At 63.3% G+C, this 26,682-nt stretch carries 27 protein-coding genes and 1 pseudogene; 16 read left to right on the top strand and 12 right to left on the bottom strand.

Going from position 1 to position 26,682, the window contains the following annotated elements; all coding sequences use genetic code 11:
- The first annotated feature begins 151 nt into the window (after positions 1-151).
- Positions 152-292 (top strand): hypothetical protein, encoded by a 141-nt coding sequence (locus tag ACWBU6_RS16775; RefSeq protein WP_452644552.1) that lies wholly within the window; start codon positions 152-154, stop codon positions 290-292.
- Positions 293-360: 68 nt separating this feature from the next.
- On the top strand, positions 361-570 hold the full coding sequence (locus tag ACWBU6_RS16770; RefSeq protein WP_452644551.1) for a hypothetical protein: 210 nt from the start codon (positions 361-363) through the stop codon (positions 568-570).
- A gap of 25 nt (positions 571-595) precedes the next feature.
- Here ACWBU6_RS16770 and ACWBU6_RS16765 read toward each other — a convergent pair whose 3' ends face one another.
- The 8 genes from ACWBU6_RS16765 to ACWBU6_RS16730 form a co-directional block, all read right to left on the bottom strand.
- A complete protein-coding gene (locus ACWBU6_RS16765) occupies positions 596-2,212 on the bottom strand; it encodes a M28 family peptidase (protein WP_452644550.1) in 1,617 nt (538 codons plus the stop codon).
- 16 nt (positions 2,213-2,228) lie between these two features.
- Positions 2,229-3,101 carry a DMT family transporter gene (locus tag ACWBU6_RS16760; protein ID WP_452644549.1) on the bottom strand — a complete coding sequence of 291 codons (873 nt, stop codon included), beginning with the start codon at positions 3,099-3,101 and terminating at the stop codon, positions 2,229-2,231.
- A gap of 11 nt (positions 3,102-3,112) precedes the next feature.
- Complete coding sequence (locus ACWBU6_RS16755; protein ID WP_452644548.1) at positions 3,113-4,297, bottom strand: aminotransferase class I/II-fold pyridoxal phosphate-dependent enzyme; 1,185 nt, start codon at positions 4,295-4,297, stop codon at positions 3,113-3,115.
- 64 nt (positions 4,298-4,361) lie between these two features.
- The gene (locus tag ACWBU6_RS16750) at positions 4,362-5,303 is read right to left on the bottom strand and encodes an ornithine cyclodeaminase family protein (RefSeq protein ID WP_452644547.1); all 942 of its coding nucleotides are present in this window, start codon (positions 5,301-5,303) and stop codon (positions 4,362-4,364) included.
- 8 nt (positions 5,304-5,311) lie between these two features.
- Positions 5,312-5,821: a MaoC family dehydratase gene (locus ACWBU6_RS16745; RefSeq protein WP_452644546.1), complete on the bottom strand. Its 510-nt coding sequence runs from the start codon at positions 5,819-5,821 to the stop codon at positions 5,312-5,314.
- Positions 5,818-6,672, bottom strand: coding sequence for an HpcH/HpaI aldolase/citrate lyase family protein (locus ACWBU6_RS16740; RefSeq protein ID WP_452644545.1), 855 nt, complete (start codon positions 6,670-6,672; stop codon positions 5,818-5,820). Before ACWBU6_RS16740 ends, ACWBU6_RS16745 begins: the two co-directional genes overlap by 4 nt.
- Before the next feature lie 200 nt (positions 6,673-6,872).
- A complete protein-coding gene (locus ACWBU6_RS16735; protein ID WP_452644544.1) occupies positions 6,873-8,876 on the bottom strand; it encodes a VWA domain-containing protein in 2,004 nt (667 codons plus the stop codon).
- 4 nt (positions 8,877-8,880) lie between these two features.
- Positions 8,881-9,219, bottom strand: a complete 339-nt coding sequence (locus tag ACWBU6_RS16730; RefSeq protein ID WP_452644543.1) for a CbbQ/NirQ/NorQ domain-containing protein — start codon at positions 9,217-9,219, stop codon at positions 8,881-8,883.
- A gap of 373 nt (positions 9,220-9,592) precedes the next feature.
- Between ACWBU6_RS16730 and ACWBU6_RS16725 the strand changes: the two genes are divergently transcribed.
- Complete coding sequence (locus ACWBU6_RS16725; protein ID WP_452644542.1) at positions 9,593-10,258, top strand: hypothetical protein; 666 nt, start codon at positions 9,593-9,595, stop codon at positions 10,256-10,258.
- A 59-nt stretch (positions 10,259-10,317) separates the two neighbouring features.
- Here ACWBU6_RS16725 and ACWBU6_RS16720 read toward each other — a convergent pair whose 3' ends face one another.
- The 4 genes and pseudogenes from ACWBU6_RS16720 to ACWBU6_RS16705 form a co-directional block, all read right to left on the bottom strand.
- Positions 10,318-11,367: a DUF5700 domain-containing putative Zn-dependent protease gene (locus ACWBU6_RS16720; RefSeq protein ID WP_452644541.1), complete on the bottom strand. Its 1,050-nt coding sequence runs from the start codon at positions 11,365-11,367 to the stop codon at positions 10,318-10,320.
- Positions 11,368-11,387: 20 nt separating this feature from the next.
- On the bottom strand, positions 11,388-11,969 hold the full coding sequence (locus tag ACWBU6_RS16715) for an arsenate reductase ArsC (RefSeq protein ID WP_452644540.1): 582 nt from the start codon (positions 11,967-11,969) through the stop codon (positions 11,388-11,390).
- Positions 11,970-12,104: 135 nt separating this feature from the next.
- Positions 12,105-12,410, bottom strand: coding sequence for a hypothetical protein (locus ACWBU6_RS16710; protein ID WP_452644539.1), 306 nt, complete (start codon positions 12,408-12,410; stop codon positions 12,105-12,107).
- Positions 12,411-12,491: 81 nt separating this feature from the next.
- Positions 12,492-14,213: pseudogene (locus ACWBU6_RS16705) on the bottom strand (DNA translocase FtsK); the annotation flags it as partial.
- Between the two features lie 1,019 nt (positions 14,214-15,232).
- Between ACWBU6_RS16705 and ACWBU6_RS16700 the strand changes: the two are divergent.
- Genes ACWBU6_RS16700 through ACWBU6_RS16640 form a run of 13 tightly spaced genes read left to right on the top strand, consistent with a single transcriptional unit; the run spans position 15,233 to position 26,676 of the window.
- Positions 15,233-15,964, top strand: a complete 732-nt coding sequence (locus ACWBU6_RS16700) for a beta-ketoacyl synthase chain length factor (protein WP_452644538.1) — start codon at positions 15,233-15,235, stop codon at positions 15,962-15,964.
- Positions 15,957-16,718, top strand: coding sequence for a lysophospholipid acyltransferase family protein (locus ACWBU6_RS16695; protein ID WP_452644537.1), 762 nt, complete (start codon positions 15,957-15,959; stop codon positions 16,716-16,718). Before ACWBU6_RS16700 ends, ACWBU6_RS16695 begins: the two co-directional genes overlap by 8 nt.
- The gene (locus tag ACWBU6_RS16690) at positions 16,711-16,965 is read left to right on the top strand and encodes a phosphopantetheine-binding protein (protein WP_057263891.1); all 255 of its coding nucleotides are present in this window, start codon (positions 16,711-16,713) and stop codon (positions 16,963-16,965) included. Before ACWBU6_RS16695 ends, ACWBU6_RS16690 begins: the two co-directional genes overlap by 8 nt.
- 19 nt (positions 16,966-16,984) lie before the next feature.
- Positions 16,985-17,254, top strand: a complete 270-nt coding sequence (locus tag ACWBU6_RS16685; protein ID WP_452644536.1) for an acyl carrier protein — start codon at positions 16,985-16,987, stop codon at positions 17,252-17,254.
- 6 nt (positions 17,255-17,260) lie between these two features.
- On the top strand, positions 17,261-17,800 hold the full coding sequence (locus ACWBU6_RS16680; RefSeq protein WP_452649576.1) for a hypothetical protein: 540 nt from the start codon (positions 17,261-17,263) through the stop codon (positions 17,798-17,800).
- On the top strand, positions 17,793-19,520 hold the full coding sequence (locus tag ACWBU6_RS16675) for an AMP-binding protein (protein WP_452644535.1): 1,728 nt from the start codon (positions 17,793-17,795) through the stop codon (positions 19,518-19,520). The genes ACWBU6_RS16680 and ACWBU6_RS16675 overlap by 8 nt, the downstream gene beginning before the upstream one ends.
- The gene (locus tag ACWBU6_RS16670) at positions 19,513-20,262 is read left to right on the top strand and encodes a glycosyltransferase family 2 protein (protein ID WP_452644534.1); all 750 of its coding nucleotides are present in this window, start codon (positions 19,513-19,515) and stop codon (positions 20,260-20,262) included. The genes ACWBU6_RS16675 and ACWBU6_RS16670 overlap by 8 nt, the downstream gene beginning before the upstream one ends.
- Positions 20,259-21,200 (top strand): LpxL/LpxP family acyltransferase, encoded by a 942-nt coding sequence (locus ACWBU6_RS16665; RefSeq protein ID WP_452644533.1) that lies wholly within the window; start codon positions 20,259-20,261, stop codon positions 21,198-21,200. The genes ACWBU6_RS16670 and ACWBU6_RS16665 overlap by 4 nt, the downstream gene beginning before the upstream one ends.
- Positions 21,187-22,752, top strand: a complete 1,566-nt coding sequence (locus ACWBU6_RS16660; RefSeq protein ID WP_452644532.1) for an HAL/PAL/TAL family ammonia-lyase — start codon at positions 21,187-21,189, stop codon at positions 22,750-22,752. The genes ACWBU6_RS16665 and ACWBU6_RS16660 overlap by 14 nt, the downstream gene beginning before the upstream one ends.
- On the top strand, positions 22,745-23,176 hold the full coding sequence (locus ACWBU6_RS16655; RefSeq protein WP_452644531.1) for an acyl-CoA thioesterase: 432 nt from the start codon (positions 22,745-22,747) through the stop codon (positions 23,174-23,176). Before ACWBU6_RS16660 ends, ACWBU6_RS16655 begins: the two co-directional genes overlap by 8 nt.
- Entirely contained in the window at positions 23,173-23,775 is a 603-nt protein-coding gene (locus ACWBU6_RS16650; RefSeq protein WP_452644530.1) for an outer membrane lipoprotein carrier protein LolA, read from the top strand. Before ACWBU6_RS16655 ends, ACWBU6_RS16650 begins: the two co-directional genes overlap by 4 nt.
- Positions 23,772-26,123 (top strand): MMPL family transporter, encoded by a 2,352-nt coding sequence (locus ACWBU6_RS16645; protein WP_452644529.1) that lies wholly within the window; start codon positions 23,772-23,774, stop codon positions 26,121-26,123. Before ACWBU6_RS16650 ends, ACWBU6_RS16645 begins: the two co-directional genes overlap by 4 nt.
- A complete protein-coding gene (locus ACWBU6_RS16640; RefSeq protein ID WP_452644528.1) occupies positions 26,116-26,676 on the top strand; it encodes a DUF3261 domain-containing protein in 561 nt (186 codons plus the stop codon). The genes ACWBU6_RS16645 and ACWBU6_RS16640 overlap by 8 nt, the downstream gene beginning before the upstream one ends.
- The last annotated feature ends 6 nt before the right edge of the window (positions 26,677-26,682 follow it).

The raw sequence follows: 26,682 nt of genomic DNA, 5'->3' as shown, positions 1-26,682 counted from the left end.
CTTTGATCCGGACTTTGTGCAAACGGCGTTGGCTAAGCACGGAAAAACACTGTTAGATCTTGAGCAATCACGATAGCGCGGTCAATCCTGGCAGCCTCGGTCTGGTCACGGGTGGCCAGATGGCGAGGTTTTGTCGAAGTTGAAAACAGAGATGCGTGAAGATGAGGTGGCTGCCAACCTGGATATTAACTATGCAGTTCTTTGTGATCTTATCGATGATTTGGAAGCTGGCGCAAAGAAGCGAGGCGACGATTGGAAATCGTTTACCATGACCTACCACTACGGTAGCTAAGTAGAAGTAAATTTCGATTATTAATTTGTTGCCTGATTCATGAGCTGCTTTGCGAGCATACTGACGACTTGAAGGTGCTCCTGAAAGACGATCAAGTTGAAGCGTCACTTCGAGATTATTCTGCTTTTCTGGCAGCCGATGTGAGCGTAGCAACAGAACCGCCTCCAGCTTTCGAAGTCGAGTTCGAGGCCGAGGGCGATGCGGCACTGGATCAATATGTGGAAGCAGGCGGTAAGCTGGAATGTAGTAAAAGCGCACCCGCAGCAAGGCCTGGATGACAGGCCCTGCTCGTGGTTACCGACTTTAGCGCGGCGGCTGGCCTTTGAAGTGCGGCATGCGTTCCGCATTGGCGATCGCGTAGCCGAGATTGAGCGTGAACTGTGCCTGCTGCACCATGCCCGACAGGTCCCAGGCCGGGTTGTATTCGTCCGATACCTGATGATAATGCTCGGTATATTCACGGATGCGCGCCAGTGAGCCGCTCGGGTCGTTGACGAAGTCAAACAGCCCGTCGCCCGAGAACACGGAGGAGCCGATGCGGATGCCTGGCACCCCGGCTTTCACGAAGTTGTAGTGGTCGCTGCGGAAAAAGCTGCCCGCAGGATCGGGCACTTCCGGCACCAGCCGCAAGCCCATCTTCCTCGCCACCCCGGCCGAAGTTTCGCGCAGGGTGCTGGCATCGCTTCCCGGTACACCCATATCGCGCGTGATGCCGACAAAGTTCATGCTGTCCAGGTTCAGGTTGGCAGCGGTCTTCGCCAGCGGCCAGGCCGGTTGGCGAATGTAGTAGGTGCTGCCCAGCATGCCTTCCTCTTCGGCGCATGGCCAGAAGAAGATCTGGGTACGGCGCGCAGGTTTCTTGGCCGCTGCCTTGGCCATGGCCAGTAGTGCGGCGGCGCCGGATGCGTTGTCGACCGCGCCATTCCAGATATGGTCGGTCTTGCCGGTACGGAGGTTCTTGCCGTCTTTGGCGAGGTCGGTGCCCAGGTGGTCCCAGTGCGCCGAATACACCACGGCCTGGTGCTTCAGGTGCGGATCGCGGCCCGGAATAATGCCGATCACATTGGACTGTTCCAGCTGGCGCATGCTGCTGTACATTTCAATGTGCGCATTGGCAGTCAGGTTCACCGGCCGGAAATTGCGCGACTCGGCGCTGGCGCGCAGCGCGGCCAAATCCAGGCCACTGGCTGCGAACAGGGCCTTGCTGGCGTTTTCTTCGAGCCAGCCTTCGATGCGATTGCCGCCGCCGGCCAGGTGCACGCGTTCGAGCTTATATGCGTTGGCCGGTACATAGAAGGGGTAGGAAGCCGAGGCATCGGTATGCAACACCAACACGCCGATCGCACCCTGGCGGCGCGCTTCCTCGAACTTATAATCCCAGCGGCCGTAGTAAGTCAGCGACTTGCCGCCGAAGCGGTTTGGCTCCTCGGCCGTTGGTTGCGGATCGTTGAGCATCATCAGCAGCAGCTTGCCGCGCACGTCGACGCCCTTGTAGTCGTCCCAATTCTCTTCCGGTGCACGGATGCCGTAACCGACGAAGACCATCGGCACGTCGGCGCGCAGTTCGGTTTCGCCGTTGCCCGAGCCGTAGACGACGTCGCGGCCGAACTCCAGCGCCTGGCTACCGCCGTTGGCATCGATGCGCAGCTGGCTGGTGGACTGGATCTTCATGCCCAGCATCGGCACGACCTGGCGATAGCTGCCGTTCGGTAGGGGCCTGAGTCCGGCCTCGGCGGCCTGTTTTTCAAGATAGCGCACGGTCAATTCGGCGCCGGGCTGGCCGGTGCCGCGCCCTTCAAGATGGTCGCTGGCGAGATAAGCCAGGTGGGCGCGCAGCGGTCTTTCAGCTACAACCGGCTCCTTTGCCAGGGCACTGGCCCCGGCGCACAGACCGGCGCACAGTATCAACAATGTTCGCATGGTTCCTCCAATAGAATTAGTGGGAGCTGGCCGGCTTTACGCTGTATCGCGTAACGGCGATGGTGCCGCCGAGAATCAGCGCCACGGCGCCGCAGGCTACAGCAGTCAGTTCGGCGCCGAACACCAGAAAGGCGATGAACAGGCCGATTAATGGTTCCAGGTACTGGCCGAAGATGGTGAGTGCTTCGGCCTTACGCATCGAATACGAATAACACCACAGCGACAGGGGCATCAGCGCGCCGCTGACGACAATCGCGGCCGCGACCTGCCAGTTGGCCTGCTGTACGCTGTAGTCGCCGGCGGCCAGGAACAGGGCCAGGCTGAAGACCGCGCCGATGTAACTACAGATGGCAGTGATCTGGGTATCGTTATAGACCGCGTGGAAGCGCGTGATGATGACGGAATAGGCCACCCAGGCCAGCATGCCGGTCAGCACGCCGATCAGGGCGCTGAACTGGAACGGTGTGCCGGAGGAATGGCTGTCCTGCAGGTACAGGACCAGGCCGCCTACGGTGGCCAGCAGACCGGCCACGGCGCGCATGGTAAATCGGTAGCGTAGCAGCAGGGCGATCAGCACCGGGCAACTGGAAAATACGATGATGTACCAGCTGGCAGTGACCTGTTGGATGGCCCAGGTCTGCACGTAGATGATCATGCAGCTGCTGACCACAAGCACGGCCCAGCTTCCCCAGGATAGCCGGGATGCCCCGTGCATCGTTTGCTTCAGGTAGGGCAGCATGAACAGGCCTGCCAGGGTGTAGCGCAGCATCAGGTAAGTCACCAGCGAGACATGCGCCAGCGCTGCCTTGGCCACCGTGGGCACGGAAGCCCAGATGACCAGGGTAAGCAGCAGTGAAACCAGCGGCAGGATGCGGGCCAGGCCGTTCATGGGTGCCCGGCTCAGAACAGTTTATTGCGCAAGATGGTGTCGGCCAGGCGCTGCACCTCCGACTCCGGCATGCCGGCGCGCAGCATCACGCGCAATCCGGCCTTGTCGCGTGCAACGATCGGGAAGAACACCGGCGAGACGTAGAAACCCTGGCGGTACAGGTCGAGGCCGACGCCGATCACGTTCTCATGGCTGGCGCGCACCACGCGGATAGGGAAGCGCAAGCCTTTCTGTTCGGTGTCGATGCGCTGGTCGAACAACTTGATATTGCGCTGCAGCTTGTCCTGGCGCTCCTTCAGTTCCGGGCTGTTGTGGATTTCAGCCGCAGCCAGGGCGCCGCCGATGGCTGCCGTGTTCATCGGCTGCGACCAGGCCAGCGGGCCGCCGAAGCGCTCCAGCGTGAGCGCCTGGTCCATGCGTTTAGGACCGAACATAATGGCCGCGCCGGCTGCGCCGAAAGCTTTGTTCAGCGTTGCCACGATAATGGTGCGCTCGTTCACTTCTGGAATGCTCGAGCGGATATAGCCTTCGCCTTTTTCGCCGACGATCGACAGCGAGTGCGAGTCATCGAAGTAGAGGAACAGGCCATATTTATCCTGCAGTGCGAGCAGTTCCTCGGCTGGGGCGTGGCCGCCCATGCTGTAGGTGCCGTCGCAGATATAGGCCACATTCTTATGCTTCTTGCAGACGTCCTCCAGGAAGTTCATGTCGTTGTGCGGCGCTGTGAGCACTTCCGTTTCGTCGGCGCACACCGCCTTGTACAGGTTCATCGAGAAGTGGGCGTTCTTGTCGAATACCACCACCGGCTTTTCGCCATTGGCAAGGTGGCCGGAGGCGATCAGCGGCAGGATGCCGGCGCTGGCGGCACTGGCCGAAATAGCGGTAACGACCTTGGCCCTGAACAGGGAGGACAGGCTGTCTTCCAGCTCCAGCAGGGCCGGCATCTGCACCCGCACACGCGAGATGCAGTGATCGAGCACGCCGTATTTCTCCAGTGCGCGGATGGCGCCCTGGATGATATGTGGATGGGAATCCAGGTCCAGGTAGGAGCAGCAGCTCAGGTTGACGAAGCGATGGCCGGTATCGGTGGTGAAGTAGCCGTCCTTGCCGAGCGAGGCGACAATGCCGGCCAGTCCGTGGGCCGCGGTCTCTTCCCAGAAGCGGGAGCCGATGGCGACCGCCTTCTCGTTGTTCATAAACTGGTTCCTGCGTGGAGCAATCAAATCGTCGGGCATGTTCTTTCCTTTGGTATTGGATACTTCAAGCAAACTCGATCAGTTGTCCAGCCTGCGCTTCGGCGGCGCGCTGCTGGAGCAGAGTGGCAATACATAGATCCTGGAAGGCGGTGCCGACCGAGACGAAGACGCTGTGGCGGGGCGGCGCGGGCGGCTTGGCAAGGTTCAGCAGTTCGCCGATTTCGGATGCGCGGCGGTTGAAGTCGCCCGCTTCGCGGATCGCGGCTGCGCGCTCTTCCACGGCAAGGAAGGCTTGGTCCAGCACCGAGCGCCCGACTTCAATGCTGTCGCCGGTGTGGTTGCCGACCGCGTTGACGTGGCAGCGCGCGGCCAGTGCATCGGCCTCGAACAGCGGGGTCTCCGAAGTCGTCGCGGTGCAGACGATCGCTGCGCCTTCCAGCGCCTGGCGCAGGCCCGGCGCCGCCAGTAGTTCGCAGGTGATGCCTTTCACGCCGGCGCAGCGGCGGATGAATGCCTGTACGTTGGCGGCGTCACGCGAGTAGACCTGTGCGCGGCGGATCGGGCGCACCGCGCACATGGCTTCTAGCTGGGCAAGGGCTTGCGCGCCGCTGCCGATGATGGCCGCGGTGTCGGCATCGGGCGGAGCCAGCAGGTCCGTCACCAGCGCGGCGGTGGCGGCAGTGCGCAGCGAAGTCAGGCTGTTGCCTTCGATCAGGGCCTGGAACTCACCGGTCGCGCCATCCTGCACCGTTACCAGGGAATGCATGGTGGCGGGGGCCGGGTCCTTCAGGTGCAAGGCCGCCACCTTGACCACGAATTTGCCTGCGGCGCCGCCGAAGGCCGGCATGGCGCCGAGGTAGGCGTGGCTGCCCGGCGGCGAGATGATGGTACGTGCTGGTACCAGCGCCGGCTCGGCCACGCTGGCACGGTAAGCCGTGCGCAGCGCCGCCACGGCGTCGGCCATCGTCACCAGGGACCGCACATCCTTGCTATTGATGATACGCATGGACGGCCTTACTGCCGGGCGTTACGCATCGGGACCAGAAAGCTGCGTTCGCAGACCATGAACTGCCGGTCCGGATGCACGAAGCCTTTGGTTTCCACCGTGACGATGCCGTCTCCGGGCCGGGAGTCCGACTGGCGCTTGGCCACCACCCGCGTTTCAGCGTAGATGGTGTCGCCGGCAAATACCGGCGACATGAAGCGCACATTGCTCCAGCCCAGGTTTGCCACGCCGCGCGCGCTGGTGCTGGCCAGGCTCAGGCCACCAATGATGGCGAAGGTGATGAGACTCGATACCAGCGGTTTCTTGAATTCGGTCTGCTCGCCATACGCGGCGTCGATGTGCAGGGGGTGGGTGTTCATGCACAGCAGGGACATCCAGGTGTTGTCGGCCTCGGAAATGGTGCGGCCGGGGCGGTGCTCATATATATCGCCAACGTCGAAATCCTCGTAGTACATGCCATGCGATTCGCGGTAGCGCTGGCCTTCGATATGTTCCAGGACACTGATGCTCTTTTTCATTGACGTGCTTGCTCCGTGGTTAGACCTGCTTTTTGAATGACTTTTTGCGCGTATTTGGCAAAAGGCGGGCCGATCATCTGGCCTTGTAAAGAGGCGATGCCATGGGCGGCACCGTCGACTGAACGGACTACGTCGATGGCGTCGCGCAGCGCCGCCTCGGATGGCGAGAAGGCGTGGTTGATGGCCGCGACTTGGGAGGGATGGATCGCGATCTTGCCGCTAAAGCCGAGGTCGAGCGCAATTTCCAGTTCGTCCCGCAACGCGGCTGCGTCGTCGATCGCGAAGCAGGGCGAATCGATGGCCTCGAGCCCATTGCGCAGCGCGGCCACGGCGATCTGATATTTGATCTGGCCCAGCATGCGGCCTTTATTATTAACCTGGATGCCAATTTCAGATGAAATATCGGCGGAGCCCAGAATTAGACCGCGTAATCGACCGCCGACGCCGCAAATTTCATCAATTGCCTTTAATCCTGCAAGCGTTTCGATTATGGCGAATATTTCCGCTTTCCTGCCCATTTCATTTAGCAAGTGAGAAAGCATGCGAATTTCACCAGCAGATTCGACCTTGGGTAGCTGGATAATATCCACATCGAAATCATTGTCGGCCAGCAACATGACGTCCAGCAAGCCGTTCCGCGTCGATAAGGCATTGATCCGTAAGGAATAGCGTTTGTCGCTGGCAGCGCCCATCTGCGATACAAGCTCTTCGCGCGCAGTCGCCTTCAAATGTTGTGGAACCGAATCTTCCAGGTCAAAGGCGCAAATATCGGCGCAGCACTGAATAGTGCGCTGAAGTAGATTCCCCCGGAAAGGAGAGGAGCACAGCCAGCTTCTGTAAGCGGTATTCATACAAAACTCCTGACGTTAACCCTGCATAATCCAACGGTGACGGAAAGATATCGGGCAGTCCTGGCGGTGTCAATGAAGTTTTATATTAATTTGTCTATATTTTGTAAAATGCAATTTATAAATAGTCACTTAAAATCACTGAACTGTTCGAAAATGGAAATATTGGGCAAAAGTGTTAAGAATGAGACGCCGGTGGGGCGTCAGGTGATGAGCTTGCGCAGCCAGGACAACAAAACCGCGGCCAGCAAATCGGTGCGCGGCAGGATGGCAAACTGGTGCGTGCCAAATATCTGGCCGAGGTAGTGGGGCGACTGGTGATCGATCGCCAGGCAGAATGGCGATATGCCTTGCTGTTGAGCCTCCATGATGGACTGGCGCAGGTCCTGCAATCCGTATCTGCCCTCATAAAGATCGATATCGTTTGGCTTTCCATCGGTCAGCAAGAGCAGGAGGCGGTGCCTGGCCGGCTGGACGGAAAGACAGCAGGTCGCGTGGCGGACCGCGCTGCCGGTCCTGGTGTATTGTTCGGGCTCGATGCCGGCTATGCGCAATGCCACCGGTTCACCGTAAGCCTCCGCAAATCCCTTGATCTCGCGCACCACCACGCCTGTCCGGCTTTCGCCACTGAATGCCAGCACGCTGAACGGATCTCCAAGCGCGTCGAGCGCGTGACACAGGAGCAGGAGGGCCTCGCGTTCGACGTCGATAACGCGGCGCCGGCCACTGATCCAGCCGTCGGTGGAGCCACTGATGTCAACCAGCACAAGCAGCGCAAGGTCGCGCCGCTGTTGCCGCTGCGTTTCGAAAACACGTCCGTCGGGATCGGCGCCAGCGCGACGGCCACATTCTGTCTCCACCCAGGCCTCAATGTCGATGTCATCCCCCTCAAGCTGGCGGCGAAAGCGCGAACGTCTTGAACCCAGCAATTGGAATCCCCGCCTCACCGCATCCAGCAACGCTGCGTGTTCTCGCACAATTCTTTCGGCCAGGGCGGGATCGCCCGGCCCGGCTTGCGTTGCAAGCACCATGCTGCCGGCGGCGGCGTAATCCTGGCTGCGGTAATCCCATTCCGGATAGCTGAAATACATGCCCGCCTGGCCGCCTTTGCGCAGGCCTTGGCTGGCGCCCCGGCCCGTCAAGGGCTCTTCGCCCGCCAGGACCTCCGCAGGTGCAGCGGTCATCGAGACGAGCCTTGCTTCGGGTAGCTCAGACAGGGCATCGCCCAAATCGTCTGCCGGCACAGAATTGTCCTGGTCGGCTGGGCGCTGCAGGCCCATGGGATCCTCCGCCTTTTCATGGGGCTGCGCGGTCTGGAGGACAAAGGCGCCCGCAGTACTTTGCCCGTCTTCGCCATCGCGCGCGGGCCTTGTATCCGGACGCCTGGCCAAGGTGGCGCGGCGGGGCTTCCTGTCCGTATCGGACTGTGTGCCGCCGTCGGCGGGCATGGGCGGCGGCGCGCCGTCGGCATTTCTGAAGTCGCCCAGCCAGAGATCCTTTTGCAGGAGCTCTCCATTGGCTGGCGCTTGCTGGCGGGCCTCGTGTTCAGCGATCTCGAAGACGGCAGTGCAGGTAAGCGCTTCCAGTTCCCTTGTAAGCGCTGCGATCGGAGCCAGGCCATGCAATGCGCGATGCACTGCGAGCTCGATCCAGGCCACGCTTCCATGCATGCGTGCGGCGTCAGGCCGCGCGGCAAGGGCTTCGGTGCGGATTCTATCCAGCTCGGGCCGCAGGCCCGGAAATCGGTTCTGCAGCAAGGCGGCGGAGACCCATGCCTCGCAAACGTGGAACAGGGCGCCGGCCAGGTCCCTTCGGCTGCCAAATGCCGGTGCGCCGCGAACCGCCCGCATGGCCTGCAGCAGGGCCAGCGTTCGATAGCGTTCAAATGCGGCAGCCGGTTCGAGGTGCTCGAGCGAAGGCAGCCAGATGGCCCAGCCATCCGTCGCAGGTACCGCGACGATTGCCGGCGGCGCCTGGCCACGCCGTAGAAGCCGCGCCAGCATTGTGCGGGGCAATGGCGTTTGCGCCTGATGAATGCGGAAGCTGCGGCCGTATGCCGCGTTGAGCAGCAGATCCAGGCGCTCAGCGAACGATTTCAGAGAGGGGGCTGCATGGTGGCCGCCGGCGCGCTTGTGGCTGCGCCAGCGCTGCACCTGATCGAATGCGAAGCGTGCTGCGTCCGTGATGACGTCCTCTGCTTCGGGCATCGCGCTAGATGAAACTTGCCTGTATCAGATCATCCATTGCTCCTGCCAGCGAATGGTCGTCCGACAGTGGCGCAACAATCGCCGCATAGCAGGCCCGGCGCTGCTGGATGCCGCTTGCGATCAGGCGCGCGGCTGCGACCAGCACCCGGGTACTTGGCACTTCGGCCTGGCCGCGCTCGCGCAACTGGCGCATCCTGCCGCCCAGCGTGACCAGTTCATGGGCGACGGCCGGGCTGACGCCACCTTCATGGGCGACGATCGCCGCTTCGCGTTCGGGGCGCGGGAACTCAAAGTCGAGCGCGACAAACCGCTGGCGCGTGCTGGGCTTCAGGTCTTTCAGCATGCGCTGGTAGCCGGGGTTGAGGCAATGGCAAACTGCCTGGCTTGTCGTTTGTTCACGCCTCCCCCCTAGACGGAAATTGCAGGCCAGTAACGTATGGCAGTCACTGCCGAGTAAGCAATTGCGGCCGCTACCAGGAGCACCACAAGATATGCGAACAGCTTCAGCGTCATGGCCCATGCGTTCATTGCGTTCCTCCCCGACAGGTGAATGCAATACTAACCGGGGAATAATGCCCGCACGTTTGTCCTGGACGAAAACGCAACAGTTCAATTGTGTTGCCAGGAATATATGTTTCCGCTTTATCATTGCGGCCGTCGCGGCCACGCCGCTGGATTACGAAAACGCTGTTTGAATCGTCAAACGAAAGGAAGAAATGAAAAGCTTGCTATACCCCCTCATCCTGGCTGCGCTAAGCTGCACCAGCGTGCATGCCGCGGAACTGGAGCTGGATGACTGCGACGTCCTGTTCGGCAAGAAGTCCAACGCAGCCTACAAAGGATGGATGAAGGAGAACCAGAAAGAAGCCGAAGCGGGCAACCGCGACGCCATCCGCTTGCGCGCGGCGGAGGCGAACAATCGTCTGGCTTGCCATGAAGAGCTACTCACCGGTCACTCAGGCTGGGGCGTGACCATGGTCTCGGACGACGGCAGGTCGGAATCGCAGCTGCCGCCGATTATCACCGGCATCCGCAAGCAGGCAGCGGCCTGGCAAGCGCTGAACCAGGCGGTGAAGTATGGCCGCCAAGCTGGCGCGTTCGATGTCGGGTACAAGGGCGCGACGGCGCAACTGGTGGTGCGTTATTCCGCTGAACTCCCGGAGCACGTTGAAGCGGCTTATGAAGACGCGGCTGCCGTGTACGAATACGACTGCATTCTCAAACGCCAGTTCGGTCGCCGCGACCGCGCTGCCGGCTGCGCTTCCGCCCGCGCGTCGCGTGCGCGCCTGATCCCACTGGTGACGGCAGAGCGCCGCCAGGCACTGGACATTTCGGCGCGCCAGTGGGCCGAGCAACTGCCGGCCGTACCGAAGAATCAGTAAGCTCGGCCGGACGGCACTGTCGCGCGGCAGCCCGCACCGGCTGCCTCTTCTAGCGCCTCTTAACGCGGCAATGCTCGCACGGCGCTCAGGAAATCTTCGTTAAAGCGGAACAGGGCCGGATCGCTCTCCGCAATTTGCTGGTAGCGCAAGACGAATTGCTTAGGTTCGCCTTGCAGCAGGCGGTAGATGGCTTGCTTTCCGTCCTTGCGTTCAATGGCATTGGCCATGACCCAGCCCATGTCGTAACCCATGTCGTCGAAGTTGCCGTAGAAGAGCATGCCGTAAATGCGGTAGTACTGTTCCTCGTCGCGCGGGGGCGCCAACAGCAGGCGCAGGCTGCTGGTTTCCATCAGGGCTGCAATGTTCTTCATGCGGGACAGGTTGCGTGCAATGCGTTCCTTGCCTCGCGCGGAAAACGGAGTGGCGGGGCGGTCGGCAATCGGATGCGAAAAGATTTCGGCCGTGCCTTCCTGCACCAGGTCGTACAGTAAGCGGCTCATCCAGATTTTGCCGGTGTCCGACTGCGCCATGCCGGCAGGAGGGAGCGGCGGCGCCGTCATCACATGCAGCTGCACTGCGTGGAACAGTTCGTGGGATACCACTTCAGCCAGCTCTTCCGGTGTCGCTTGGGTGAAGCGTGTCAGGTCGACATAGACATCGTCATGCTTATCTTCGAAAGCAAAGCCCATCGCATGGCCGCCGAAGACGAAGTGCACGGTCAGCCTGGCTGAAAATTCGGGCGGTACATAGGCCTTCAGCTGGCGTGTGATCTCAGTCGCTGCGAGGGAGAATTTGCCGCCGCTTTTGCGGCCGAATTCCGATTGCAGCTGACTTGCGAGATCCACTTTCCCCGCATCCCGCGCAAGGCCCCGCAAATGTTCGACAAAGGCATCGGCGTCCTTCAATCGCATCTTGCGCACCATCGCTGCAGTTTCCGGCAAGCGGCGAATCGCTTCGGCGGTGGCGGCGTCAATGTCGCCCTTTTGCACGGCCGAGCTGTACAGTCGTGCCGGCGCTTCGTTGAAACGGAATTCGAGGCCGCTTGCATGGGCTGCGCCAAGCGAGAACAAGTAGATGGCCGCGGCGAGCGCGCGCAATTCATTAAGCATGGATGGGAGCCTTGGATAGGTTATCGCTGGACGCCAGCAATCCTCGCTATTTTGCGTTGCAGTGCCATTTTGTCAAGTGCCTCCCCAGGCAGGTTGCGGAAGATTTCCAGGCGAGTCTTGATTTCGCGGCAGACCGTGAAGAACTCTTGGCGTACATCGTCTGCCTGCCCCTGTACCGCAGCGGGATCGCGGAAGTTCCAGTTTGCCGTTGCCGGCTGGCCGGGCCAGCTCGGGCATGGTTCGCCTGATTCGATGTCGCAGATGGTGATTACGAAATCCATTTCAGCTGCGTTCGCTGCCGAATATTCGGCCAGGGGTTTGCTGCGCAGGCCGGCCAATGTTCCGTCAAGGCCTTTGATCTGTTCAACGGCGAAGGGATTCAGCCTTCCGGCGGGCGCGGTGCCTGCGCTGAAGGCGCGAAAATTGCTGCCGGCAGCAGCATTCAACAAAGCCTCGGCCATGATGCTGCGGGCCGCGTTCCGCGTGCTGAGGAACAGCACATTGTAGGTTCGGTTACTCATGCAAAATGCCGGATCATAGCGAAACAAAATTACAGTTTGATGACATGTGCGATTCGCTATCGCGGCGGTGGAAGAGGTCATTGGGCACTCCGCGTCCTGTGCGCAGTCTGCGCCGGGCGTCAATCGGTGGGATCGCCCTAATGGGGGCGGATGACTTGCGCATCTAAGGCTCGGCGCTGACCGACGCCGAGGTTGCCGGCCTCGCCAGGTGAATTCCTAATGCGCCAGGTGCGCAATTTCCAAGGAGCCGCGTTCGTCGAAGATGGGACATTGTTCGGCCAAGGTGACGGCTTCGTTGAAGTCCGTGGCCGCCAGGACCGAGTAGCCGGCAAGTGAACTGGCGGATGACTTGGGACCGGCCAGGCGGGTGTCGATATCGACGCTGGCGTGGGACAGGCTGCCACGGTCCAGCATGCGCGCGCCAAGTGAATCGAACCAGCTTGCCCAGCGCTGTGGGTCATGCTGCCAGGCCTCGGCCGTACCGTCCGGTGCGCCGCGATAGACGAGCAGGAATCGCTCCATACCGCCTCCTTTAATGGCAAAGCTCCGCTGCCTGAATCTTAGCAACTGCACCGGTTCAGGGACGCACCGTTGGCCGGGCGCTCAGTCCGATGAGGCAGGGACCAGGATTTCGCGGCTGCCATTGGCCGACATGGCCGACAGGATGCCGGCCGCTTCCATATCTTCCACCATGCGCGCTGCGCGGTTGTAGCCGATGCGCAATTGGCGCTGGATCGACGAGATCGAGGCGCGGCGGGTGCGGATGACGAAGGCCACCGCTTCGTCGTACAGCGGGTCGGTTTCGCCGGCGCTGACGTCGCCAAGCAGGTCCGGCGCCGGCTCTTCGGCCGGGGTGCCGGCGAGGATCGCTTCCTCGTATTCCGGTTCGCCGAACTGTTTGAGGTAATCGACCACGCGGTGCACTTCTTCGTCGGAGACGAAAGCGCCGTGCACGCGCTGCGGGTAGCCGCTACCGGGGGGCAGGAACAGCATGTCGCCGTGGCCGAGCAAGGTCTCCGCACCCATCTGGTCGAGCACGGTGCGCGAGTCGATCTTGGACGACACCTGGAAGGCAACCCGGGTCGGGATATTGGCCTTGATGAGCCCCGTGATCACATCGACCGATGGGCGCTGGGTCGCCAGGATCAGGTGGATGCCTGCTGCGCGTGCTTTCTGGGCCAGGCGCGCGATCAATTCTTCGATCTTCTTGCCCGCGACCATCATCAGGTCGGCCAGTTCGTCGATGACCACGACAATGGTTGGCAGCGTGGACAGCGGTTCCGGCGCGTCCGGCGTCAGCGAGAACGGATTCGTGATGTATTTTTCCGCAGCTTTGCCGTCGCGGATCTTCTGGTTGAAGCCGGCCAGGTTGCGTACGCCTAGCGCGGACATCAGTCGGTAGCGCTTTTCCATCTCTGCGACGCACCAGGTGAGCGCGTTGGCGGCCAGCTTCATGTCGGTGACGACAGGTGCCAGCAGGTGCGGGATGCCATCGTAGACCGAAAGCTCCAGCATCTTCGGATCGATCATGATCAACCGTACGTCGGTTGGCGTGGCCTTGTACAGCAGGGATACGATCATGGCGTTGATTGCCACCGATTTGCCGGAACCGGTGGTGCCGGCGACCAGCATGTGCGGCGCGCGCGCCAGGTCGGTCACCACCGGTGCGCCGGTAATGTCCTTGCCCATTGCCAGCGTCAGCTGCGAGCGCGAGGCGCGATAGGCGCCGGAGGCCAGGATCTCGGAAAGCTGGATCATGTGGCGGCGGCTGTTGGGCAGTTCCAGGCCCATGCAGGTCTTGCCGGGGATGGTTTCGACCACCCGCACCGAAGTGACGGCGAGTGCGCGCGACAAGTCCTTCACCAACGCCACGATCTGCGCGCCGCGCACGCCGACGGCTGGTTCGATCTCGAACCGGGTGATGATGGGGCCGGCCGTAGCGCCAAGAACGGTGACCGGGACCTTGAACTCTTTCAGGCGCTGTTCGATCAGGCGTCCCGTCTCTTCCAGCTCGTCGCTGGAGACCTCGAACCTCGCTTCGGAATAGGCGTCCAGCAAGTCCAGGCCCGGGAGCTCGACGTCGAACTCCGGTTCCGGGCTGACCGTCACCGCTTCGACAGGTGCAGCAGGTGTGCGCGGTGCCCCCGGCATGACCGGTGTCGACGGTGTGGGGAGCGCGGCGGAAACAACGGGTGCCACAGCGACCGCCGCCATGGGGCCCGGCACCGGCTCGGCGTGGACAGTTGGAACGGCCTCCTGCCAACCTGGAACAGGCGTGAAAGCCGGTGCCGTCCTAAACGGCGTGTACTCCACTTCAAGCGGCGCATCAGGCAGCGGCTGCGGCTCGAGCGGCAAAGCCGGCAACTCGTTGATCCACGCCGGTTCGGCCGCCGAAGCCGTAATGGTGCGGACTTCGACCGCAGCGTGGACGACCTGCACGGCCACGACTGCCGGTTGCGGTGCTGCGCCCGGGGGCACCGGGACGCGGCTGGGCTGCACCGGTTCTGCTGGGTGCGGCAATTTCACGATCCTGACCGTTTGCGCTTGCCGGCTGCGGGCTGCGGCGTCTTCCCGGGCCTTGGCGCGTGCGAGCATCGCCGGGGTTGGCCGCAGGCTTTCGACTTCCGCCCATTCCGCGCTTGGCCGCGCGGCCGGAGCACGGGCTTTTTCCACGGCATCGGCGCCAAAGAAGCGGGCGGGCCCGGCATCTGGCGGGCTTTCCCATGCCGGCCGCTTCTCTGGAAAGCGTTCGCTGCTGCGAGGGGGCGCCGACTGCGCAGAAACGTTGGACGCGGTCCGCGCGGGCGCGCGGCGCTCTTTCCCGGCGCTCCGCCTGACCCGCCGGGTGGCACGGCCGCACCAAGCGAGGAATTCCAGGGCGCGATAGCCAAACAGCCAAGGCATGGCCACCATCCCGGTCGCCAGGATGATGAACATGCCGGCGGCACGGCTGGCTGAGGCGGCAAGCGAACTGGCCAGCAGCATGAGCAGGGTGCCCAGCACCAGGCGAATAAAGCCTTGTCCGAGCAAGGTCGTCCTTTTCAGCAGGAACACCTTCACAAGGCGCCAGACCAGAGGGAGTGTCCACAGCAAAGACCAGCCAAACCACGACGATACTGCCATTCAAATCTTTCCTGAAAATAGCTCGACCGGAGTTTATCACGAGCAATGATGACAAGAAGAGCAGGGAAATGTGAGGTTTGGTGAGAATTTGAGCGACGTTCTGCGGCTTTACGGTGCAAATATGCAAAAAAGTGTTGCTCCGGGGATAATGTTTCTATCGCTAGGGTGCCCTGTTCGTTTATAATCGCCGGCTTCCTTTAGTTTTCCGATAGTTCATCAAAGTGCGCACCCAGGGCATCAGTTTTTCCATCCTCAGGCATTCCGCATGGGCGCCGGGCCTCACTACGGCTGAGGCCTGGCAGGCCTGGGCGCGCGCGCCGTTTGCGATCGGCGCCGGCGAAGAGCCGGGCGTGAAAGCGATGCCGGCCATGCTGCGCCGCCGCGCCGGCTTCCTCGGCAAGATGGCGCTGGAGGTGGCTTACGATTGTATGGACGGGCGCAGCGATGTTCCCACCGTGTTCTGCTCGCGCCATGGAGACGTGGTGCGCGCGGTCGAGTTGCTGACCGACCTGGCGCGCGGCGAGCCGCTGTCGCCGATGGCCTTCGGCATGGCGGTACACAATGCGATCCCGGGACTGTTCAGCATTGCACGCGGCGATCGCGCCAACTACACGGCACTGGCTGCCGGCACGGCGTCGGTCGAGCATGCGCTGATCGAGGCCTACGGCTTGCTGGCTGACGGGGCGCCAATGGTCTTGCTGGTGGCATGCGATTGCCCGCTGCCCGAATTGTTCGCTCCGTTCGAGGAATATGAAGAGCAGCCGCACGCATGGGCATGGCTGCTGGCGCCGGCCGGCGCCGATGCGATCCGGCTGGAATGGGCGCCATGCGCCGACACGCCTGCCGCCAACACGCCTGGCAGCCTCGAAGTAGCTGCCTTTTACGCCAGCGGCGCACGCACGCTGGAACGCTGCGATGGCCGCCTGCGCTGGACCTGGAGCCGCGATGCTTGATCGTTACTGGCGGATTTTTGTCACGGGACTGAGCTTCGTGGTCTTCGGCGTTGGCGGCATCGTGCTGGGGCTTCTCGTCTTCCCGCTGATGAACCTTTCGATCCGCGACCGGCAACGCCGCGTCAACGCGGCGCGCACCGTGATCCGCTGCGCCTTCCGCGTCTACATCGACATGATGCGGGTAATCGGCGTGCTGCGCTACGAAGTGCGCGGACTGGAAAAGCTGGAGCGGGGCGGCATGCTGATCCTGGCCAACCACCCGACACTGCTGGATACCGTTTTCCTGATGGCCTTCGTGAAGAACGCCGATTGCATCGTCAAGGGCGCGCTGTGGAACAACCCGTTCACGCGCGGCCCGGTTCGCGGTGCCGGCTACATCAATAACGAGGGCGGGGCGGAACTGGTGGATGACTGCATCGCTTCCCTGGAGCGCGGCAACAACCTGATCATTTTCCCGGAAGGGACGCGCACGCCGAAGGATGGCGTGATCAGCATGAAGCGCGGCGCCGCTAATATTGCAGTGCGCGGCGGACGCGACATTACCCCGATACTGCTGCAGTGCGATCCGCCCACGCTGCACAAAGGCGAAAAGTGGTGGCGCGTTCCGCCGCGCCGCTTCCTGATCCAGATCGACGTGCAGGACGACCTCGCGGTTGCGCGATTTACCGAAGGCGCCAGCGATGTGATGGCAGCGCGCCAGTTAACCGACTTCTTACAAAATTATTTTGCCGGAAAGTGCCAAAGCAATGCTTGAACTCGAAGTGAAACAACTGATCATCGATGCCCTCCAGCTGGAAGACATCACACCGGATGATATCGACAGCGCCGCGCCGCTGTTTATTGAAGGCCTGGGCCTCGACTCGATCGATGCGCTGGAGCTGGGCGTAGCCCTGCAGAAGAAGTACGGGATCTCACTCTCCGCCGATTCGGAGGAGACCCGTCGTCATTTCGCCTCGGTGCAGGCGCTGGCGGCGATGATTGAGAGCCACAGACAGAAATAAAACAACGTAGGGGTGAAATATGATTAATCTGAAAGAAATGAGCAAAGACCAGTTGCAAGCCTGGGTGGTCGACCTGCTCGCCGAAATGTTCGAGCTGGATAAGTCGGAACTGACCGCCGATTCCAACCTGTACGCCGACCTGGATATCGACAGCATCGATGCGGTCGACCTGGCCGTGAAGCTGAAGCAGCTGACCGGCCAGCGCCTGCAGCCGGAAGTGTTCAAGACCATCCGCACCATCGGCGACGTGGTGGAGGCGCTGGCCGGCAAAACGGAGCAGGTTGCGTAAGTGAGGATGAGCGTTCTGGCGGCAGCGATTACCCTGCTGTATCCACTGGCAATCTGGTTTGGCCATGGCCGCATCGAGCCGCGCTGGCTGGCCGGCTTGCTGCTGGCGGCGGCCATCGCGCGGCTGCCAGCGCTGAAGCTGAACGGCGCTGCGCGCTGGTCGGTGGCGGGCGCCCTGGTCCTGGTGGCTGCGGCCATCTGGAGCAACCTGCTGCTGCCGTTGAAACTGTATCCGGTGCTGGTCAGTGCGGCGCTGCTGGCTGGCTTCGCCTATAGCCTTTCTACGCCCATGTCGGCCGTCGAACGCATGGCGCGCCTGCGCGGGGATGATTTCCCACCGGTGGCGCAAGCATATATGCGCAAGGTGACCCAGGTCTGGTGCGCATTCTTCCTGGTCAACGGCGCGATTGCCTTCGGTACCGCGCTGTGGGCACCGGAGGCGATCTGGTCGCTGTACACCGGTGTGATTTCCTATGCGCTGATGGCGCTGCTGTTTGGCGCCGAGTACCTGGTGCGCCTGCGTTTCAAGCGCTTGCATAATGTCTGACCGTATCGAAAACCTGTACGCCGCCATGGCGGCGCGCCCGGCCAATGAACTGGCCGGCTGGCGCGCCGGGCAGGGCGTCACCCATGCGCAGTTCCTGGCCCGTGTCCGCAGTTGGCACGCGCTGCTGCACGTCCGGGCCGGCAGCAATTTTGCGCTGTACCTGGAAGATAGCATTGAATTTGGTGCGGCGCTGCTGGGCGCCTGGCACGCGGGCAAGACCATCTGGCTGAGCGCGGATACGCTGCCGGCCAGCTGCGCGGCATTGCGCGGCGCGGTCGATGGCTTTCTCGGCGAGTTCCCGCCTGAACTGGCGCCATTGCAGCCGGCTGCGCAGGATGCGGCAGGGGATGGCGCCGCATTCGCTGCGCTGGACCCGGACCTGCCGGCCCTGGTTGTGTTTACTTCCGGCAGCACGGGCGCGGCACAGGCCATTCCCAAGAAGCTCTCGCAGATTGCCAGCGAAGTCGCCACACTGGAAGAATTGTTCGGCGCACGGATCGGCGCAGCGGCGGTGCTGGCGACCGTATCGCACCAGCATATCTATGGCCTGCTGTTCAAGGTCCTGTGGCCGCTGGCTGGCGGGCGCGCAATCCATGCCGCCAGCATCGCCTATCCGGAAGAGCTGCTGCCGGCCATGGCTGGCGCGCCATGCGTGCTGGTGGCCAGCCCGGCGCACCTGAAGCGCCTGCCTTCCCATCTGGACTGGCGCGCTGCTGCAGCCATGCTGCGCGGCGTGTTCTCGTCGGGCGGGCCCCTGGCGGCCGATGCTGCGATGGCAACGGGAGAACTGCTTGGCCAGGTACCGCTGGAGGTCTATGGAAGCTCCGAGACCGGCGGTATCGCATGGCGCCAGCGCCGCGACATCGGCGACGACGCGTGGCAGCCGTTCCCGGCGGTGGCATGGCGCATCAACGCCGACGACGGCACGCTGGCAGTACGTTCGCCGCACCTTGCCGACGACAACTGGCTGGCGATGGCAGACCGTGCGGCGGCCATCGATGGCGGCTTCCGCCTGCTTGGCCGTAGCGACCGTGTCGTCAAGATTGAGGAAAAGCGCGTCTCGCTGGACGCCATGGAAGCGGCGTTGCTGGCATCCGGGCTTGCGGCCGAAGCGCGTGTAGCGCTGTGCGAGCCGGTGCCGGGCGAACGGCAGCGGCTGGCCGCCTTCGTGGTGCCGGCTGGCGCCGGCCGCAGCCTGCTGGTCCAGCAGGGCAAGCCGGCGCTCAACGCACGCCTGCGCGCCGTCCTGGCCGGCGTGGTGGATGCCGTGGCGTTGCCGCGCCGTTGGCGTTACCTGGAACAGATGCCCGTCAATGCGCAAGGCAAGGTTACCGTGGCCGCCTTGCTGGCATTGCTTGGCGACGAACGCCCGCGCTTGCCATCGGTGCGCGAGCTGGAAAACGAGCCTGGGCGTGTGCTGTTGGAGCTGTCGGCGCCGGCGAACCTGCTGTATTTCGATGGCCACTTCGATGTGGCGCCGATCCTGCCTGGCGTGGTGCAGGTCGACTGGGCGATTCACTATGGCCGCCAGTATTTCGGCCTGCCGCCACTGTTCAAGGGGTTGAACCAGCTTAAGTTCCAGCAGGTGATCGGCCCGGAAAATCCGGTGCACCTGGAACTGGCGTATGACGCCGCCAGGCACAGCCTGCGCTTCAGCTACAGTTCCACCGTTGGCCAGCATTCGAGCGGCCGCATTGCGCTGGGAGGCGGCAATGGCTGATTTCCAACCCTGCATCGTGGTGCCGGTGTACAACCACGAACACGCGATCGGCACCGTGCTGGACGGGCTGTTGCACCACGGCGTACCGGTCATCCTGGTCGACGACGGCAGTTCCGCCGCCTGCGCCGCAGTGCTCGATGCGCTGGCATCCGCGCATGGCGAGCGGGTCGTGCTGGAGCGCCTGCCGCACAACCAGGGCAAGGGAGCTGCCGTGCTGGCCGGCTTGCGCCGCGCCGGAGAGCTTGGCTACAGCCATGCGGTGCAGATCGACGCGGACGGCCAGCACCAGACGGGCGACGTGCCGAAGTTTTTGGCGCAGGCGGCCGCGCATCCGGCTGCCGTGGTATCGGGCTTCCCCATCTACGACGATTCGGTGCCCAAGGCGCGCCTGTACGGCCGCTATGCCACCCATATCTGGGTCTGGATCAATACCCTGTCGCTGGAGATTCGGGACTCGATGTGCGGTTTCCGCGTCTATCCGGTGGCGGCAGTCAATGCGCTGGCTGCGCGCCAGGCCATCGGCTCGCGCATGAACTTCGACACCGACATCATCGTGCGCCTGTTCTGGGACGGGCTGCGCGTAGTGAACGTGGGTACCCGCGTCTCCTATCCGGTTGACGGCGTGTCGCACTTCCGGGTTTGGCGCGATAACGTGCTGATCACGCGCATGCATACGGTGCTGTTCTTTGGCATGCTGCCGCGCATACCCAGGCTGCTGGCCCGGAAATGGCGGTCGCAATGAGCGCGCGCGGCTTGCATTGGGCATCGATCAACGAAGTAAGCTTCGTGGCCGGCATGCGCCTGATGTTCTGGATCTTCCGCCTGTTCGGCCGCTGGCCGTTCCGCCTGGTGCTGTACCCTGTGCTAGCCTGGTACGTGATGGCCAAGCCGCTGCCGCGCCGCGCTTCGCAGGAGTACCTGCGCCGTGTCGCCGGGCATACGTCGTCCGAGCCGGCCGGCGTAATGCGCCATTTCGGCGCTTTCGGCGAGAGCATCCTCGACAAGATGCTGCTGTGGGGCGGGCTGTTCGACTTCAACTCGGTCGACCTGCATGGCGGCGAACTGATTACCGATGCCGTGGCGGCCGGCCGCGGCGGCCTGCTGGTGTGCGCCCACCTGGGCAACCTGGAACTGTGCCGCGTGCTGTCGCGCCAGCGCCATGACATCAAGCTGACGGTGCTGGTGCACACCAAGCATGCGCAGGCCTTCAACGCCATGCTGGGGCGCCTGAATCCGGCGAGCCAGCTCAACCTGCTGCAGGTGACCGAGATGTCGCCCGCCACTGCGATGATGCTGTCGGAGCGCGTCGCGCGCGGCGAGTTCGTGGTCATTGCCGGCGACCGCATCCCGGTTTCCCTGAATCCCCGCGTGGCTGTGGCCGACTTTATCGGTGCGCCTGCCGCGTTCCCGATTGGCCCGCATATGCTGGCCAGCATCCTTCAATGCCCGGTTTACCTGTTGTTCTCGGTGCGCCGGGGCAGCCGTTCGGAAGTGCATTTCGAGCACTTCCGCGACCAGGTGCGCATCCCGCGCCAGGGGCGCGAAGCCGCACTACAAGTGCTGGCCGCCGACTACGCCCGCCGGCTCGAACACCATACCCTGCGCGCGCCGCTGCAGTGGTTCAATTTCTACGATTTCTGGCATTTACCTGAACTGGAACACAACGATGCATCTCGCTGACATCGCCCAACTGAACACCCCGCAGCGCACTGTGCGCTTCGACCGTGACAACCTGACGATCGAAGACATCGTCGATATCGCGCAAGGGCGCGCCGCCGCCGTGCTGTCCGACGATCCCGGTTTCCGCTCGGCCATCGAGCGCGGCGCCAACTTCCTCGACCGCCTGCTGCGCGAGGACGGCACGATCTATGGCGTGACCACCGGCTATGGCGACTCCTGCACCGTCACCGTGCCGCCTGAACTGGTGCCGGACCTGCCCCACCATCTCTATACCTACCACGGCGTGGGCCTGGGCGAATACTTCACGCCGGCGCAGAGCCGCGCCATCCTGGCTTCGCGCCTGGCTTCCCTGAGCAAGGGCTTTTCCGGCGTCAGCGTCGAACTGCTGCTGCAGATTACCCGCCTGCTGGACGCCGGCCTGCTGCCGCTGATCCCGTCCGAAGGCTCGGTCGGCGCCTCCGGCGACCTGACCCCGCTGTCGTACCTGGCGGCGGTGCTGTGCGGCGAGCGTGAAGTCTGGCGCAACGGCGAGCAGGTGCCCGCCGCGCGGGCGCTGCAGGAAGCCGGCATCACGCCGCTGCGCCTGCGCCCGAAGGAAGGCCTGGCCATCATGAACGGCACCGCAGTCATGACCGCGCTCGCTTGCCTGGCCTACGACCGCGCGGACTACCTGGCCAGGCTGTGCACCCGCATCACCGCCATGGCGTCGTTCGCGATGGACGGCAACGCCCACCATTTCGATGAAGTGCTGTTCTCGGCCAAGCCGCATCCGGGCATGCAGCAGGTAGCCGCCTGGCTGCGCACCGACCTGCCGACCGACCAGTGGGAACGCAACGGCAAGCGCCTGCAGGACCGCTACTCGATTCGCTGCGCACCGCACGTGATCGGCGTGCTGGCCGACACCATGCCGATGTTCCGCCAACTGATCGAGAATGAACTGAACAGCGCCAATGACAACCCGCTGGTGGACGTCGAGAACGAACGCATCCTGCACGGCGGCCATTTCTACGGCGGCCACATCGCTTTCGCCATGGACGGCATGAAGAATGCAGTGGCCAACCTGGCCGACTTGCTGGACCGCCAGATGGCCTTGCTGGTCGATGCCCGCTACAACCACGGCCTGCCGGCCAACCTGTCCGGCGCTGTCGGCGCGCGCGCCCCGATCAACCACGGCCTGAAGGCGCTGCAGATCAGCGCTTCGGCATGGACGGCGGAAGCGCTCAAAGCCACCATGCCGGCCTCGGTGTTCTCGCGCTCGACCGAATGCCACAACCAGGATAAGGTCAGCATGGGAACCATCGCCGCGCGCGACTGCCTGCGCGTGCTGGACCTGACGGAGCAGGTGGTGGCGGCATTGCTGGTCACCGTGCGCCAGGGCGTATGGCTGCGCTGCCGCGACCACCAGGGCGTGCTGCCGGACAGCCCGCTGGCTGCGATGCAGGAAGCGCTGGCTGCCGAGATCGCGCCGGTCGAGGAAGACCGCCGCCTGGAACCGGACCTGCGCCTGATGCTGGAACGCATCCGCAGCAAGGCATGGACGCTGTATGCGTAAGCACAAGCAAAGCCGCTGGTTTGCGGAAGTCGAGATCGATGTCCAGTTCTTCGACCTGGACCCGATGGAAATCGTCTGGCACGGCAACTACGTGAAATACCTGGAAATCGTGCGCTGCGCCTTGCTCGACAAGATCGGCTACAACTATCCGCAGATGAAGGAATCGGGTTACGCCTGGCCGGTGATCGACATGCAACTGCGCTATGTCGGTTCGGCGGTATTCGGCCAGAAGCTGAAACTGCGCGCCGACCTGGTCGAATGGGAGAACCGGATGAAGATCGATTACCTGATCAGCGACGCGGCTACCGGCCAGCGCCTGAACCGCGCCAGCACCACGATGGTCGCGGTCGACATCGCGACGAAGGAGATGTGCTTCGCTTCGCCGCCGGTATTGTTTGAAAAACTGGGGATTGAACCAGCATGAAAAAAATCTTAGCAATCGCCCTGGCGCTGGCCGCCGCGGGCAGCGTGCAGGCCGCCGTGCCAAGCGCAAAAATCCAGGCAATGCTGGCCAAGCCTGGCGTGATGTGCGGCCGCTTCGACCAGACCAAGCAACTGGCGGGCATGAAGAAGCCGCTGGCATCGGAGGGGCGTTTCTGCGTCATCGCCGGCAAGGGCGTGCTGTGGCGCACCCTGAAGCCGTTCCCCAATACCCTGCGCCTGACGCGCGAAGAGATTGTCAACTATCAGGGCGAGCGCGTCGCCATGCGCCTTGATGCAAAGACCGAGCCGACGGTACGGATGATCAATAATGTCCTGTTCTCGCTGTTGTCGGGTGACCTCGGCCAACTTGACGCCCTGTTCGACGGCGAGGGCAGTGTGGACGCCAATAGCTGGAACGTGGCGCTCAAGCCGCGCCAGGCGGCGCTCGAGAAGGCCATCGGCACCATCAAGCTCGAAGGCGGCGCTTACGTCAGGCAGATCGTGATGAATGAGGCCAGCGGCGACCGTACCACCATCGTGTTCTCCGCCATCCAGACCGGCGATGGTGCGATGAACAAGGAAGAGGCGGCGCTGTTTTGAGGCAAACCCGAACATTCGCGTGGCTGTGGGCCCTGGTGGCCTGCCTGCTGCTGGGCCATAACGCCACGCTGTGGCTGGTGCAGCGCATTGTGCCCGACACCGATATCATGGCGCTGCTGCCGGTGCAGGAGCGCGACCCGGTGCTGCAGGCCTCGTTCGGCCATATGGTCGACGCGGCCCAGCAGCGGGTGCTGGTGCTGGCCGGCGCCGCCGAATGGGATGATGCACGCCGTGCCGCCGATGCCTACCGGGCGGTGCTGGACACGCGCAAGGACCTGTTCGCGGCCACCCCGATCAACGAGCAGACCCAGAACGACTGGCTTGGCCTGTTCCAGCGCCATCGCCTGGCGCTGTTGACGGCGCAGCAGGAACAGCAGTTGCGCGAGCAGCCGGCGCAGTTCTGGCTGGAGTCGGCGCTGGCCAAATTGTATGCACCGTTCGGCGGCCCGAAGCTGGGCGCATGGCAGGATGATCCTTACGGCCTGTTTGCCGGCTGGGTGCAGGAGCGCGCGCAGGAAACACCGGTGCGGCCGCGCGACGGCCACCTGTTTGTGGCCGATGCGCAGCGCCAGTACGTGCTGCTGCCGCTGACGCTGAAGGTCCCCGCACTGTCGATGACGGCGCAGGAAACCGTGCTGCCCGTGCTGCAGCAGGCCGAAGCGGCCGCGCGCAAGGCTGCGCCGCAAGTGGAACTGATCCAGGCCGGGGTGATCCTGCACGCAGCCAGCGCCAGTGCGCAGGCCAGCGGCGAAATGTCGACCATCGGCATCGGCTCACTGCTCGGCATCATCCTGCTGACGTGGTTCACTTTCCGTTCCGTCAAACCTATCGCCTTGATCCTGCTGTCGATCGGCATAGGCTGCCTGGGCGCGCTGTCGGTGTGCTGGCTGCTGTTTGGCCGCATCCACCTGTTGACGCTGGTGTTCGGCGCCAGCTTGATCGGCGTGGCGCAGGATTACGGCATCTACTTCCTGTGCAACCGCCTGGCCGCCGATGAAAAGCTCGATTCCGCGACATTGCTCAAGCGCCTGTTGCCAGGCCTCGGCCTGACCTTGCTGGCCGCAGTGATCGGCTATACCGGACTGGCGCTGACCCCGTTCCCCGGCCTGCGCCAGATGGCGGTGTTCTCCGCCCTTGGCCTGGTGTTCGCCTGGTTCACGGTGGTGTTCTGGTTCCCGGCCCTGATCAGCGGCCGTACGCTGCGCAGCGGCAGCCTGGTGAAATACTATGGCGCCGCGTTGCAGCGCTGGCCGCTGTGGCGCGCCGGGCGCGGTTCGCTGGCGATTGCCGCAATCTTCGCCATGCTGGCGGCCTGGGGCATCAGCCGCCTCGGCGCCAACGACGATATCCGCCTGCTGCAAAATCCGCCGAAGCACCTGGTGGCCGACCAGCTCAAGCTGGGCAAACTGCTCGATGCGCCGACGCCGGTGCAGTACTTCCTGGTGCGCGGCGATTCGGCGGAACAGGTGCTGCAGCGCGAAGAAGTACTGAAGGCGCGCCTGGACCAGCACGTTGTCGCGCAGCGCCTGAGCGGCTACCAGGCCATGTCGAACTGGGTGCCGTCGGCGCGCACCCAGGCGGCGCGCCGCGCCCTGGTGGAGCAAAAGCTCCTGGCCGACGATGGCCCGCTGCAGGACATTGCCGCCCAGGCCGGCGAGGACGGGCAATGGATTGCCGCCACCCGCAAGGCGCTGCTGGCGGCCGGCCAACCGCTGATGCTGGATGAGTTCCTGGCTTCGCCGGCCAGCGAGCCGTGGCGCCATTTGTGGCTTGGCGAGCAGAAAGGCGTGTACGCCAGCATTGTCGCCTTGCGCGGCATGGACAACAAGGCATTGAAGCAGGTGATGCTGGCGGCCGACGGCCTGCAGGGCGTGCAATGGGTCGACAAGGTGGCCGAGATTTCGTCCGTGCTGGGCCGCTATCGCGCCTATATGGGCTGGGTGGTGCTGGGCGCCTATGCGGTGGTGTTCGTGCTGCTGTTCCATCGCTATCGGGGCCGCACCTGGCGCGTGCTGGCGCCGACCGCGCTGGCCAGTATCGCCACCCTGGCCATGCTGGGCTTTGCATCGCAGAACCTGCAGCTGTTCCACGTGCTGGCCCTGATGCTGCTGCTTGGCGTAGGCGTTGACTATGGCATCTTCATGCAGGAGCATCCGCACCGCAGCGATATCACGCCGTGGCTGGCGGTGGGCATGTCGGCTGCCAACACGATCCTGTCGTTTGGCTTGCTGGGACTGAGCGCAACGCCGGCGCTGCAGGCGTTCGGCTTGACGATGCTGTTGGGAACCACGCTGGTATGGCTGCTGGTTCCATGTTTTGGTACTGTAAAGGAAAGCAAGAATGTTTAACCCGATGTTGCGCCGTCTTGCCGTTGCCGCTTGCGCGCTGCTGCTGGCCGCCTGCGCCGCTACGCCGCCGCAGCCGCAGGCACGCCTTGGGCTCAAGCTGCCGCCAGCTGCGCTGGGGACTTCCCTGAGCGTGCAGCAGCACCTGAAAGTGGAACGCAATGGACGCATCGACGACATGGATGTGGCGCTGCAGGTCGAACCGGAAGCGGTGGATGTGGTCGGCCTGGCTTTCGGCCAGCGCGTGCTGACGCTGCATTACGACGGCAAGGAGCTGAGCTCGTGGCGCCACGCGATGCTGCCGGCGCAGGTGCGTGCCGAGGATGTGCTGGAAGATATCCAGCTGACCCTGTGGCCGGCCGAAGCCGTCGCTGCCGCCTTGCCGGCGGGCTGGCAGGTGGCCGAGCAGGGCCGCGTGCGCACGCTATACCTGGACGGTGCACCGGTCATGCAGATCTCCTACAGCGACGCGCAGCGCTGGAGTGGTACCGTGGTGCTGGAAAACCTGCGCTATCGCTATAAGCTGACGATCCAGTTCGCGGCGAATGCGGATTGAGTGCGA

It is taken from the genome of Pseudoduganella sp. HUAS MS19 (assembly GCF_053615455.1).
Note: the sequence above shows the minus strand (reverse complement) of the source record. Positions and strands in the feature narration are given on the sequence as shown.